At 49.1% G+C, this 13,287-nt stretch carries 9 protein-coding genes; 5 read left to right on the plus strand and 4 right to left on the minus strand.

What is annotated here, in order from left to right; translation table 11 throughout:
* Window positions 1-25: 25 nt before the first annotated feature.
* Together PverR02_RS11510 and PverR02_RS11515 are read right to left on the minus strand one after the other, a co-directional pair.
* Window positions 26-1,462, minus strand: coding sequence for a coniferyl aldehyde dehydrogenase (locus PverR02_RS11510; protein WP_079443382.1), 1,437 nt, complete (start codon window positions 1,460-1,462; stop codon window positions 26-28).
* A 66-nt stretch (window positions 1,463-1,528) separates the two neighbouring features.
* Complete coding sequence (locus PverR02_RS11515) at window positions 1,529-2,761, minus strand: amino acid deaminase/aldolase (RefSeq protein ID WP_079443383.1); 1,233 nt, start codon at window positions 2,759-2,761, stop codon at window positions 1,529-1,531.
* A gap of 143 nt (window positions 2,762-2,904) precedes the next feature.
* Between PverR02_RS11515 and PverR02_RS11520 the strand changes: the two genes are divergently transcribed.
* The 3 genes from PverR02_RS11520 to PverR02_RS11530 all read left to right on the plus strand — a co-directional run bounded on the left by PverR02_RS11520 (window position 2,905) and on the right by PverR02_RS11530 (window position 7,321).
* The gene (locus tag PverR02_RS11520) at window positions 2,905-3,810 is read left to right on the plus strand and encodes an SDR family NAD(P)-dependent oxidoreductase (protein ID WP_227778837.1); all 906 of its coding nucleotides are present in this window, start codon (window positions 2,905-2,907) and stop codon (window positions 3,808-3,810) included.
* 211 nt (window positions 3,811-4,021) lie between these two features.
* Entirely contained in the window at window positions 4,022-5,923 is a 1,902-nt protein-coding gene (locus tag PverR02_RS11525) for a DUF1302 domain-containing protein (RefSeq protein ID WP_079443384.1), read from the plus strand.
* Between the two features lie 33 nt (window positions 5,924-5,956).
* Complete coding sequence (locus tag PverR02_RS11530) at window positions 5,957-7,321, plus strand: DUF1329 domain-containing protein (RefSeq protein ID WP_079443385.1); 1,365 nt, start codon at window positions 5,957-5,959, stop codon at window positions 7,319-7,321.
* Between the two features lie 1,540 nt (window positions 7,322-8,861).
* Here the strand turns inward: PverR02_RS11530 and PverR02_RS11535 are convergent.
* On the minus strand, window positions 8,862-9,284 hold the full coding sequence (locus PverR02_RS11535; RefSeq protein WP_079443386.1) for a DoxX family protein: 423 nt from the start codon (window positions 9,282-9,284) through the stop codon (window positions 8,862-8,864).
* Window positions 9,285-9,626: 342 nt separating this feature from the next.
* Between PverR02_RS11535 and PverR02_RS11540 the strand changes: the two genes are divergently transcribed.
* Together PverR02_RS11540 and PverR02_RS11545 are read left to right on the plus strand one after the other, a co-directional pair.
* Window positions 9,627-10,544, plus strand: coding sequence for a LysR family transcriptional regulator (locus tag PverR02_RS11540; protein WP_079443387.1), 918 nt, complete (start codon window positions 9,627-9,629; stop codon window positions 10,542-10,544).
* 1,044 nt (window positions 10,545-11,588) lie between these two features.
* Window positions 11,589-11,771, plus strand: a complete 183-nt coding sequence (locus PverR02_RS11545; protein ID WP_321572498.1) for a DoxX family protein — start codon at window positions 11,589-11,591, stop codon at window positions 11,769-11,771.
* Window positions 11,772-12,194: 423 nt separating this feature from the next.
* On the opposite strand, the gene PverR02_RS11550 is transcribed toward PverR02_RS11545, so the two are convergent.
* Window positions 12,195-13,121, minus strand: a complete 927-nt coding sequence (locus tag PverR02_RS11550) for a LysR family transcriptional regulator (RefSeq protein ID WP_079443389.1) — start codon at window positions 13,119-13,121, stop codon at window positions 12,195-12,197.
* Between the last annotated feature and the right edge of the window lie 166 nt (window positions 13,122-13,287).

A 13,287-nucleotide genomic window follows, 5' to 3' on the forward strand; every position in this document is an offset into this window, starting at 1 on the left:
TTGCTTGTTGTAATGGGTGGACGTATTACTTTCCGAGCATCAGGCGTGTGATGAAACGGGTCATTTTTCCGTAGGGGGCCGCGATGCGGTGGGACATGTTGAAACGACTCAGTTTGAATACGCCGCGGGCATGGGACATCTGCACGAAGCCATCGTAGCCGTGATAGGCCCCTGTGCCGCTTTCGCCTACTCCCCCGAATGGCAAATCCTCCTGCGTGGCATGCAGCATCGTCCCATTGATGGTCACGCCGCCGGAACGGGTTTGGTCAAGAACCTGTTCAATAGCCTCCCCTTTATGAGAGAAGCAGTAGAGCGCTAATGGCTTGGGCCGATCGTTAATCAGTTCAATGGCCTCATCAAGAGTGTCATAACCGATAACTGGCAGGATTGGTCCGAAGATTTCCTCGCGCATGACGGTGGTTTCCAAAGAGACGTTGGTCAGGATCGTTGGCGGAATCTTTCGCTCCTGAGCCGCACCCTCATTGCTCAGTTGCCAGACCTTGGCGCCCAAAAACGAGGCTTGCTCGATCATGTCATCCAGACGCTCGTAGTGGCGTAGGGAAATGATCGAGGTGTAGTCCTTGTTGGTACTGATGCTCGGATATAGCGTTTTGGCCGCGTCGAGCAAGGCCGCTGCGAATGTCTCGGTCAGGTCGTTGGGAACCAGTACGTAGTCCGGAGCAACGCATGTTTGGCCGGCGTTGAAGAATTTGCCAATGGCGATAATCCTCGCGGCTTTCTTCAAGGAGTAATCGCGACAGAACACGACTGGCGATTTTCCCCCTAGCTCGAGAGTGACAGGGGTTAAGTTGAGTGCGGCAGCAGCCATCACCTGACGGCCGATCCTTGTCGAACCGGTGAACAGCAAATGATCGAAGGGTAAAGTGCTCAAGTGCGCGGCTACTTCTGGACCTCCCGTAACGACGGCGACCAGGTCCTCGGGAAAGCTCGCCCTTACCAGGTCTCTCAATAGGTCCGCAGTGCGGGGCGTAAGTTCAGCCGGTTTGATAATGACGCGGTTGCCTGCCGCCAACGCTTCGATTAGCGGGACCAACGTCAGCGTCAGGGGGTAGTTCCAGGGTGCCATGATGCCGACGACCCCCAGAGGCTGATAGACAACCTCGGCACTCGCAGGTTTGAAGGCGATGCCAACCTTGCGTTTGTGTGGTCGCATCCACGCTTTGAGATGAGCCCGCACATACTTGATGCTGTTCAGGATGGGCATGAGTTCGCCCAGTTCGGTTTCGCTGAACGACCGGTTGCCGAAGTCCATGGAGATCGTTTCCAGAAACCTCTGACGGTTGCTCTTGACCATCTGCTCCAATTTATTAAGCGCGTTAATACGTTGCTTGTAGGAGGGCGCGCCATTGACACGCACGGCTTCTTGCTGAGCGTTGAAGATTGACTGCAGTTCGTTGGCTGGGTCGAGTAATGTTGTAACTGAATTTGCGGGCTGGTTCATTATTATTTTCCGGTGGCGAATCGCAATCTGGATATGCGACTGGAGTTACGGGACTGGCTGCTCAGATCAGAAGAAACACTTTCTCTCGCCTCTGTAGGTGCGTACCTTGTCGATGACCTTGCCGTCTTGAATGAGCAATAGTTCATTGAAGCGCTCACAGAGTTCGCCAGCCTTGGCATGGCGAAACAGAATGGGCTCGCCAATCAAAGGCGCAGTCTCCAATGAGTGGCGCACCGGCGTCTGTACCTCGCCGGCGGATTCGTTGTCGATCAAGCTGCAACCTGCGGGTAACCACGGCAGAGGTACGCGATTTTTGCCAAACGGTCCGGAGGCGATGTAGCCACCTCCCGAACAGGTCACGACGCCGGCTTTCGGGACACGAGTGATGGGTAGGGCAAAGCCTGCGGCGGGTAGTACCTTGAACGCTTTGTAGTGGTCAAACAGCGTCGGAGCATAGAGTCCAGAGCCGGCGGCCAACTCGGTTATCGATGCGTCCTCACGGGTACTTTCGAAACTGCCGGTGCCGCCTCCGTTGACGAAACGCAGTACATGTCCGTCCTTTTTCAAGGCCGCAACAACGGCCTGGCGACGGGTATTGACTTCACGGATCGACTTGCTCTTTAGGTAGCGAATCACTGCATTCTTGATGGCTTCTCCCGGGACATCGTCCATCAGCCCTGCGATTTGTCCCTCATACCCCATGAGCCCTTCCAATACGACACCTTGGCACTTGGCTATTTCCCGAGCCACTGCGAGTGCGGTTGGTACGTCGTGAACCGGGGAGCGATGCACGCCAAAGTAGACGCCCGGAAAAGCTGAAGACATGTCCAGGTCAATGGCCAGTGGAATGACAACTTCCTCTTCCTGCGCGATATGGTTGATCTTAATCACCTGTTCGACGCTATCGACCATTAGCGTTATGGATCGACCCTCTCGTATCTGTGTAGCAGCCGCTCTAATTTCGGTCGGCTCTACACTAGGGTAGGCCACCACAATGTCGTCGAACCCCTCGCTTGCCAGCCAGGCTGCCTCTCCCACCGAATAACACAAAAGACCCTGCATGAACGGTCCTGCCGACAAGATTCGGCGAATGACTTCAACTGAGCGCACTGACTTGGTGACCAGTCGTATTGGCAGGTTGCCTGCACGTAATCGCAGTTGTTCAAGGTTGGTGGCGAAATGATCGAGATCGATAAACGCTGCCGGTAGCCGATGATGGGTCAGCGCCTCTCTGTAATAGAGGTAGTCGTGTGTTGGTGTTTCAAGGCGTGCTGTTGTTTTTGTGTCTACACGGCTCATGGGGCTTTCTCTGCATGATCATAGGATAAAGACGGGGAATACTTCGCCGTAGTGGAGGAAGGATAGAAGGGGCGGGTAACAGCCACCAAGGGTAAAGGAGGCCGTTCTAGGGGTCAGAACAGGCCAGCTAGGTCGATGTTTGGATGGCCGAAACTGACCCGAAACTGGCCTGCGGACCTATGCGAGCATTGTCGATTCTGCTCCTACACTCGAAACCGGCACAGTTCCACAACAAGAAGAAAGGTGAAGTCATGCGCTACGCGTTGATTACGGGAGCATCAGGTGGAATTGGCGCCGAGCTCGCCAAGTTGTTTGCTCGTGACGGAATTGGCTTGGTGTTATGTTCCAGTCCGCGCAGTCGTGACAAGCTCCTGGCTCTGGTTGCCGAGCTGAGGCGGCTATACCCCATTGAGGCTTATGGTTTCTGTGAGGATCTCTCCTTGCCGGGGGCTGCTGACCGCCTGATTGGGCAAGTGGAAGAGCTAGAACTGCCTATCGAGTACCTGGTCAATAACGCGGGTGCCGGCATTGTAGGACTGGCTTATCAAGACTACGATCCAAGCCAACTGACCGCGATGCTGCAACTCAATATAGTCACACTGTCGCAACTTACATTGCATTACGTGAGGCCAATGATTGAGCGAGGTCACGGTCGCATACTCAATCTTAGTTCCTCTGCCGGGTATGTGGTTCCTCATGGTTTGGAGGCTGCTTATGCGGCTTCGAAGGCCTACGTCATTAGTGTTTCCGAATCCTTGTCCCATGATCTGCGAAGTACTGGTGTTACCTGTACCCATCTCGCACCTGGGCCTACGCGAACCAACTTCTTTGCTTCCGCAGGGCTGGTAGATGAACGGCGTATGGCCAAGCTAGGCTACAGCCAGCCGGACGAAATTGCTCTGATCGGCTACCGAGCTATGCAAGCGGGCCGAACTATGGTCATGCCAGGCATCAGCAATAACATTGTGACTTGGTTGGCACGTATTTCACCGTCGAGAACAGTGACCGGGAAAATTTCCGCGTATGTGGTTTCTCGTGAGCTGGGTTAAATTGTGTAATTGTGTGGAAAATAGAATCAAAATTTTGGCAGGTTATACCTGTATGCTCATGTCGTGATTTTTATAAAGACTTTGAGATTGGTCGTATAGGCAAACCTGGAAACACTCGCACTCACCCTGAGAGATGAGGCGAATAGAAGAATAAGAAAACCTGCCGCGGAGCGATATCCGAATGAATAAAAATTATAGAAAAGCTGGTCGGATGTGTGTACAAGTAAACGTCGGTCAGGCGTTGGTTAGTTTGTTGTCGACGACGTTGATAATACCTAGCGCCGGGGCCGTAGAGTTCAGTTTTCTAGATCACGAGCTCAAAGGTACGCTGGATACGACCGTCTCTTATGGGACGTCGTGGCGAGTTCAGAGTCGGGACAAGCAAAACGACGAGTTTAACGGTAATGATGGTAATCGAAACTTTGATACCGGACTTGTCTCGGAAGTTTACAAGCTGACTTCAGAGATGGGGGCTACGTATCAAAATTATGGTGTTTTTATTCGTGGGACTGCATTTTACGATAGTCAAATTATGGATAAGCGTACCGACTACTACAATAATTCGGCCGTGGCTGAGCCTAGTCAGAACTATCCCAAGGATGACAGTTTTACTGACGAGGCTCGTCGTGATGCAGGCCGGGGTGCGCAAATTCTCGATGCCTATGTCTATGGTAAATGGGATCTCATGGATCACCCTCTCTCGGTTCGGATGGGTAAGCAAGTGTTCAACTGGGGGGAAAGTATGTTCTATCGAGGAGGGGTGAACACGACCAATCCCTTGGATGTGACAAAATTTCGATTACCTGGTTCTCAACTCAAGGAGGTTCTGGTGCCGGTGGGCGCTCTGAGTTTCAATCTGGGACTTACCGATAATTTGTCCATGGAAGCTTTCTATCAAGTGGACTGGAAGGAAAGTTCGTTGGACCCAGTGGGAACCTACTACTCCACGACAGATTTATTCGGCAAGGGGGGAAAGCAGGCCTATGTAAACGTCCCGGAACTGTCTCCTGCCTTCATCGCTTACCAAAATATTGCCGCTGCGGTTCCAGGCGCCCGTCTTGGTGTAGGTCCTTATGGTCCCAACAGCTTCATGGATCCATCGACCGGTACCTTCAAGGTGGCCAATATTGGCAAAGATGAAAAGGCCCGCGACAGCGGTCAGTTTGGAATTAACCTGCATTACATCGCGCCAGATTTGAACTACACTGATTTTGGTTTGTATTTTATTAATTACCACACTAAGGAGCCGCTTGAGTCCGTCGGGTTTGGTAACTATCAAGGGGTTGATTTATCAACGTTGTCGGCGTTGGTAGGTGGTGGCGCAGGTGCCGTGGCGACTATGGACTTGGTGGGTAATGCGGTTGTTCGTCGTGCATATGTCGAAGATGTGAGGATGTACGGTTTCAGCTTTAACACGACGTTAGGCAGTGCCTCCGTGTTTGGTGAGCTAGCCTATCGACCAAACTTACCAATCAGCATTAGCGCCACCAATGATCTGCTGGGCGACATTCTTGGCCAAGGGGTCTCTGGATCCACGAATATTTATGATGCTTCTATTGCGGGCGCTCAAGCCTGTGCTCAAGTTGCCGGTAAAGAGCTTTGTCGAAGCGGAACGTTGAAAAATTTCGAACGAGTGGAGTCTTTTAATGCTTCGTTAGGGACAATTTACAACTTTGGTCCCGCACTCGGCTTTGATTCGCTGGTTGGCATTGCGGAGCTGGCTGCTGAGAGTCTTCATGGGAGTAGTTTAACGTACACAGCGTTTACGCCAACGGCAGAAAAAAGAAAATTCGCCGGCTCGCCGGATTTGCCTAATGACCCTATTAGTCGTGATTCTTATGGTTATACGCTGGTGGCAACGGGTACTTGGAACGATGTCTATGCCGGAGTCAATCTTTCGCCGTATATTGTTTATTCAAATGATTTTAAAGGTAACTCCGATCTTACGGGAAATTTTATGGAGGGGCGGGAGGCTTATACTCTTGGTGTAAAAGCAGACTATAGAGGGAGCTTGGAAGCCGAGCTTCTATATACAGCTTTTTATGGCGCAGGCCAGAGTAATACCTTGCGCGATCGTGATAATGTGAGCTTCAACGTAAAATACTCTTTCTGAAGAATTTTCATATGCTGATTCCGGAGATTTATAATGTCTAAAGTAGCGTCCCTTCTAAGTGTGGCTATGCTGCTCGGTTTATGTTCGATTGCGGTACAAGCCAGTGTCTCTGTTCAAGAAGCCCAGGAATTAGGCACTGTTTTGACACCGCTGGGCGGGGAAAAATCCGGTAATGCTGATGGCAGCATTCCTGCCTGGACTGGCGGGCTGGTAAAACCACCGACTCCCTACAAATCGGGAGATCACTATATTGACCCCTTCCCGGAAGACAAACCACTGTTCACCATTACTGCAACAAATTTAGAACACTACAAAGATAAGCTTACAGCTGGTCAGGTTGCGTTGTTCAAGGCCTATCCCGACAGTTATCAGATGCCGGTTTATCAGACCCGACGTACGGCTGCGGCACCGCAGTGGGTTTACGATAATACGCTAAAGAATGCGACTAGCGCGAAACTGCTGGAGGGCGGGAATGGGTTTTCCGATGCGTTTGGAGGTATTCCATTCCCTATACCAAAGAGCGGCGTGGAGGCTGTCTGGAATCATCTCGCGCGCTATCGTGGAACGCATCTGGTGCAACCACTAAACGAGGCAACGGTACAGGCTGAAGGAAGCTATACAATGTACCGTTACAAACAAGAGGTAATGTTTAACTATTACGATCCCACATCCAATTTTGCGCAACTACAAAACGTTATGTTTCATTACTTCAGCGAAGCATTGAGTCCCGCGCGAATTGCGGGTGGGGTTAACCTAGTTTACGAGACCATGGATCAGGTGCGTGAGCCACGTCTAGCCTGGGCTTATGAGGCAGGTACTCGTCGAGTACGGCGTGCTCCGACATTGGCCTATGATACTCCAGGTGATACCGAAGGCGTGATGACGCTTGATAGTAAAGATATGTTCAACGGATCACCGGATCGTTATGACTGGAAATTACAAGGAAAAAAAGAAATATATATACCTTATAATAACTATAAAATTACCGCTGCTGGTGTGGCTTACAAAGAGCTGTTGGAACCTGGACATTTGAATCCGAAATTTACGCGTAACGAATTGCACCGTGTATGGAAAGTGGAGGGGACGTTGAAGTCCGGGGCGCGGCATCTATACTCCAAACGCACGCTATATTTTGATGAGGACAGCTGGCAGATTGTCCTAGCTGATCAGTACGACAGTCGTGGAGAATTGTGGAGAGTATCCATAGCTTATTTGATAAACTATTATAATCTACCCACTATCTGGTCGGCTGTTGACGTTTTTCACGATCTGCAGTCTCGTCGTTATGTTGCGCACAAGCTCGATAGTGAAGAACCTAGCGCCATTGATTTTGATCAGCCAAACCCGTCGAGTGATTACTTTAATCCTGCTGAGTTACGGCGGCGCGGCACGCGTTGACGTTGATTTGCTAAGTTGTCGGCGCCGGAAGAGCTATATTTCGTGGATCCACGGTTAGTTTTAAGTGGTAGCGAAAATGAGCGCGGATTTTTGCTGCTTATAATATTGCCGTATATCGAGAACTGATTTTTTGGCTTGGGTGAGGGTGTTGGATATAAATAATTCATACGCTTGTTGACTGATCATGCTGTTGAACGAAAATCTCCTGTTGACTACTCGGTAGGAGAGAATTTATAGCGCGTGAGCTATGGCTGCATTCACGGGAGTGCGTACTTCGAGCACTATCACAGTTTTGCCCCACAGGCTTCTATTTTGATTGAGAATGAGCTTGTTGTTACACTTTGAATTGCTTCGATAGTTAGGGTGGTTCAAGGGCTAATCTATCGAATGGCGAATTCAGCATAAGGCCCTTGTACCACTCGGCGTTCGACTATTAAAGGTGACAGAACACTGGTCGAAGAATGAACCCAAAGCGTCACCTCAAATGATGATAATAGTCCGGCTTACAAAGCGGACAGCAACAATGAGTTGTATTGTATGCCCGGCAAGACTTTGTCTATCATCATCAAACGGTCCCGTACCTGACTCAGCAGGTCCCGTATCTGTTATGCAAGTGATGCAGGCCGAGATTCACCATTCACAGTCTCAGCTATTGCCGGTTCATCCCATAGTCCAGATAATCACAGTTAGGTCGTGCCATCCCGCGCTTTTCCTTGAGCAATCGTTCGACGCTACCCATCGCTCGTTCGCCTCACGATATCTGGTACTTAGATGTTTATGTAATCGGCGTAGCGCACGAAGCTATGCCCTGCCGTGTCAGTTCTTGGTCCAGTTCGTTGAGCAGGATGTGCAACAGCAACGGTGACGGCGGACCGTCTTGCGATATCCCATCTAGTTGTAGATTAGTGTTCCCGCTCGACATCACTCCGGTCACAAAGTCGCGACGGGTCTATATGGCAGCGTTCCTTGTAAGTATGGTCGGTCGTGCCTCTATCTGTTTTCTTTTAGGCGGGCTTGCATTTAGTCCTGGGTTTCCTTAAGGTTTTCGGGCGTCCCCGAATTTCTTGTTGTAGCTAACATCTACTGTTGTCGGGTGGCGGTGGATTTTAACTCCAATATCCAGTGCGGCGACTGAAATGAACTAGTTTATGTACATCGTGCATGTTTGGTAAAAAAAACCGCTCAAGATGAGCGGCTAAAGGAGCGTTGATAACCAAAGGAGTTGTGACTATCAACGTTAAGGGCTTTCAGTTTTTTCGTAATCTTGTTCGTTAAATTGATTGCTTGAAATGAGTTTTTTGATCTGTCGTACACCCATGGAGTTGATGATCAAAGTTGAGTAATGGACGAATTTTGTATGATGAAAGCAAGTGGTTTCCTGGTTTAGGGGGGGGATGGGGCTAATATATTCGCTGGTTTTTTAAATCCGGTCGGTCGATGCAGGTTGCATAAGAAGTTGTGATAAATTTCCTGGCTGCGCAGGTATTTTGTCCAATGCTCGATGTCCATATGCCTAATGCATGCGCACCTCTTGTTTCGATTACGTCTTGTGATTCATCTTGAGATCGGGAGTTGGCTCTTTGATCCGAGCGCCATCACCAAGAATGGCTAATGTAACAAGCGTTATGATCCACAAGGCAGGAAACTCCCAGCCACCGTTTGGGTTGGTGAAAAGGAATCCGGCAGAGCCATGAACAGATATGATTGAGCCAAGTAGAGTTGCTGTGCCTGCGAGTGCCGCAACTCGGGTCCGGAAACCTACAACAAGAGCGATAGCTACAGAAAGTTCCCATGCAATTGTTAAGTAGGCAAAGGCGGGCGGCAAACCCAACGAGGTGAAAAATTGAGCTGTGCCTGCCGGCGTGAATATAAAGAGTTTGACTCCCGCGTGAGCCAGAAAGAGAGCACCTAGTGTTAGCCTTAATATAAGTGCGGCATAATTCTCGATGCGGTTATTGATCATGAGTTTGTCTCCTGGTTTTAATTGGATAAGGGGCAGGTGCCAGTGCCCAAGGCGTGTTGCGTATAGGAGAATACAGGGTGCGGACTTTCTAAGAAATTATACAATTTAGTTTGTGTTGTTCGAAAGATTAGATGGAGTTGAGGTTTCTGTTTGCTAGCCCGGTTTCGATCAGTTCTGTCAGTGACTGGGTCGTTAAGCTAAAGCTTTCAGTTAGATCGACAGCGGAGCACGGCGATTTATGCCTCCCGAGTCGAACGATGGGTGGTACTTCTCCCGTTGTGCCGAATATTCACTAGGACTAAGCTTTGTTACTAACTTAATTATTGGGTAATCTGAGTAACTATGAACGCACTTACGCTCGATCAGTTTGCGGTTTTTATCGCTGTTGTTGACGAGGGCAGCTTTGCAGCAGCCGCCCGACGGATGAATCGAGCTCAATCCGCAATCACCTATGCCATTCAAAAACTTGAGGAGCAGAGCAGTCTGCCGTTGTTTGATCGTTCAGCCTATCGGCCGACGCTAACGAAAGCAGGGCACGCTATGCTTCCAAGAGCTAGACGAATTCTGGAGGATTTAACCGATTGGCGCCTTATGGCACGTGGTATGTCTTCGGGGGTGGAGGCCAAAATAACGTTAGTTTTAGTGTCGTACACTCCTGCCTCGCTTCTCGGGCAGGTGCTCAATGACTTTAAAGCGGCGTATCCTTACGTCGAAGTCCAGCTTTTAACAGTTCCTTTCAATACAGCAACTCAATTTTTGCGAGATGGTCGGGCTGAACTCGGCTTGCTAATCGAGCATGAGCCCTTCGCTGCGGAGTTTGAGCGAGACCTATGCGGGTGGATTGATCTAGTCGCAGTTGTTGCGCCAAGCCACCCCCTGGCCTTACTTGATGACGCGTTCGACGCTTCGCTGTTTAAGGAGTACACGCAAATAGTTCTGAGTAACTTTCCGGATTCGGATATCGGTAGAGACTATGGCGTCCAAGCAGTCAATCGGTGGAGAGTCACGGATCTCCATACCAAGCGCGATTTGATTCTTGCCGGAGTGGGGTGGGGGTCGATGCCAAAATCCAGAATTGAAGATGATTTAAAGGCTGGACATCTTGTGGAGTTAAGACCTGATCGTTGGCAGGGGGCGAACAAAATGCCTGGTTTTGCTTTGGTGGTTGCTCATAAGAAAGACGCCTTTTTGGGGCCGGCTGGACGGTGGCTTTTTAATCGATTTTCTTTAGGTTGTTCTGATCCAGAATGCTCGAATTAAGATGAAATTTGTAAGCTCTGTAATGCGGTACAAATGGAGCTGGGTTCATACGGTGCGGCAATTTTAAAAAAGTTGCTGCGTTCCGTGCAGCAATGCGAATTTTGATTTCTAGTTCAATCCAGGCTCGACAATATGGTTACGCTCCGTGCTGGGCTTCGAGTTCCATTCAACCATCGCTTCGATTTTTTTTGACAGGTGTGTAGCGGCTAATACTGCTAAGTCTACATTTCATAGTACGGTCTATGATTTCGCTCAGCGGGTGTGGCAGGCCATGATACATGGCGATTGTGGTTGTACTGTGCATGATTTCTTTCGCCTAAGCTCGTGAGGCGCTCAGGATGACAAACCAAATAGATAGTATTTCGATATTCTAAGTAGTGAGTCTGAGTATGGGATGACATTACTGATCCGCGGTCGGCCCACAAGACTGTGATACTCCGTTCTTCGTTTGTTCAATAATCTTACCTCAGCCTTGTAGTTGTAATCATTCCGAATCATATCAGGACAGTAAAGCTGGCTATGTATCCTACTACCTGTATCATTGAGCAATGACATTTCGCTAGACCCTCCGAGGAAGAGCATAGACGGGGTTACATGGCAAAGCAGCATCATTTTAGTGATGCGGCTTTGGGTGTGGATTAGTAATACGGTGCGACCAGTCTCTTTCCTTTTCCACGCCAACCGTCGACATGTTTTTGAGGAATAGCAGAATAAGCGACAACCCTGGCACCGAAGGTACAAGTACTGCTAGTACATGGAAAGCACTAGGTTAACTCTATCAAATTTCATGCATAAGATAATTAATAATAAATTTTTAATTTGTGCCAGCATTTAATATGGATGCGGCTATGCGTAGACGTTTACGAAGCTCAACCATCGCTAAGTGTTTTGAAACCAACATGACCTAACTTTAGGAGGCATGAATTGCCCACCGTCCCCACAATTTATGTGGCGAGGAGGGAGGCTATTGCAATGTCGTCTTTGGATATTTCAGGTAGTTGTTTTTTTTGTTCATTTTTGTTGATAGTATGAAGTTTTTTATCTATCGAAAAGTTGGCGGCAATGTGGAGCTGGCTAGGAGGGATTCCTATTTGGTTCCTGTATCTTGCTGGAATTGTGGATGTTAAGGGTGGTATGGGAATATTACTTCCGTCGCTTACTAAAATTCAGCCTTGTCTGGTTCCTATTGCTGCACTGGGCTATGTATTGTTGCAGTTTCCGCAATAATTTTCACTTCTCACGCGGTGAGCTAAACGCTACATCATTAAACTTCGTGCTTTGGCCATGTTGATCTTTATTCTCTGGGGAACGGGGGAAAATTACCTATCCAGTCCCGAGGATAAGAAGTGATCACGCTTGGAGCTCTAAGGCCGAAAAACTATCCGACGGCACTGGTCGCGGAGTCCTTGGCAGCTGTGTTCTAATAATTTACAACATTTCACTATCTATGACGGTAGGCGCTTATGCGACACGGTCAGCATTGCCGGCTTCGGTTTCGCGTTTCAAACGTGTTGCGAACCTCCATGTCCTAAAGCTCCAAGATCGCATATCCTCTCACTAATTATCACATCACATACGCTAGTTGGGAGTCGTATGCGCTACTTTTGCACGTACAGATATATGTGAGAGAGTTGGGTGTATAACCACTCACTACGGTGCCGTCGAACTAGATGTTTCATTGAGTATTTCGGGAAAACTCTTCCTAAGGTAACTTATCCATGTTCTTATCTTTGCGTCCAAATGTTCTCGCGGTTGATAAAGCGCATAAATATTAATAGACTGTAGTTTGTATTCGCTGAGAACGCGAATTAAGGTGCCATCTTGTAGGCCTTGCTGGGCTGAATAAATTGGCAAAATACCTACCCCCATCCCGCACTGTATTGCCCTCAACATCGCATCGCCATGATTAACTGTCAATGGTGAGTTTCTTATTTCGACTGCTTCTTCACCGCTGAGTCCGGTAAAAATCCATGAGTCGAGTGTCATTACTCTGCTCAGAATTCGCAGGCATTGGTGATGCGTCAAATCTTGGAGTGATGTGGGTAGGCTATGCTCCTCTATATAAAGAGGAGAAGCGCAGAGAACTCCGTAGGTCTCCCCAATTTGCTCCCACACCATATCTGAGCTTTGTGGCTCAGTTGCTAAGACTACGGAAACATCAAAACCTTCTTCCACGAGATCAGGTACACGATTGGCCATCGTCATTTCGAAGTTGACACCGGGATATAATTTCCGGTAGCCAGCAATAGCTTTTACGATGTAATGCAGGCCGACTCCTGTCATCGAATGCACACGCAATTTACCAACGGGTTGGGCAATCATGTCACTCGCTTCTGCTGCTGCCAATTCGAGAGACAGGAAAATGTGTTCACAACGCGAAAGATATCGTTGACCCGCTTCGGTCAGGGCAATTTGCCTAGTTGTGCGGTTGAGGAGTCGTGTCTGTAAATGCGCTTCGAGGGTTGCAATGGCCCTCGACACATATGAGTTTGTGCAGCCGAGCCGTTTGGCAGCACAGCTGAAGCTGCCTGTTTCAGCCACGCAGACAAACGCGCGCATGGTTTGCAGAGTATCCATTTGGAGCCTTATCGCTTGTGGTGAGCAACGATTCTACCTGCCAAAGGAAAACGGATTATTGCAATTTAGTACGTAATGAAACCCAAGCCAGCGGTCTTATCACGAGCCACTCTGCTTGCCATGATACACAGCTCCGTTCTGGGGTTACCTCGAACACCACTATATC

This window comes from Pseudomonas veronii (genome assembly GCF_002028325.1).
Lineage (GTDB): Bacteria > Pseudomonadota > Gammaproteobacteria > Pseudomonadales > Pseudomonadaceae > Aquipseudomonas > Aquipseudomonas veronii.

Bases quoted from the DNA above. Each gene is read 5' to 3' on its own strand.
- PverR02_RS11525 (WP_079443384.1), top strand. From the start codon at position 4,022: ATGTGTGTACAAGTAAACGTCGGTCAGGCGTTGGTTAGTTTGTTGTCG.
- PverR02_RS11515 (WP_079443383.1), bottom strand. From the start codon at position 2,761: ATGAGCCGTGTAGACACAAAAACAACAGCACGCCTTGAAACACCAACA.
- PverR02_RS11550 (WP_079443389.1), bottom strand. From the start codon at position 13,121: ATGGATACTCTGCAAACCATGCGCGCGTTTGTCTGCGTGGCTGAAACA.
- PverR02_RS11520 (WP_227778837.1), top strand. From the start codon at position 2,905: ATGGCCGAAACTGACCCGAAACTGGCCTGCGGACCTATGCGAGCATTG.
- PverR02_RS11510 (WP_079443382.1), bottom strand. From the start codon at position 1,462: ATGAACCAGCCCGCAAATTCAGTTACAACATTACTCGACCCAGCCAAC.
- PverR02_RS11540 (WP_079443387.1), top strand. From the start codon at position 9,627: ATGAACGCACTTACGCTCGATCAGTTTGCGGTTTTTATCGCTGTTGTT.
- PverR02_RS11535 (WP_079443386.1), bottom strand. From the start codon at position 9,284: ATGATCAATAACCGCATCGAGAATTATGCCGCACTTATATTAAGGCTA.
- PverR02_RS11530 (WP_079443385.1), top strand. From the start codon at position 5,957: ATGTCTAAAGTAGCGTCCCTTCTAAGTGTGGCTATGCTGCTCGGTTTA.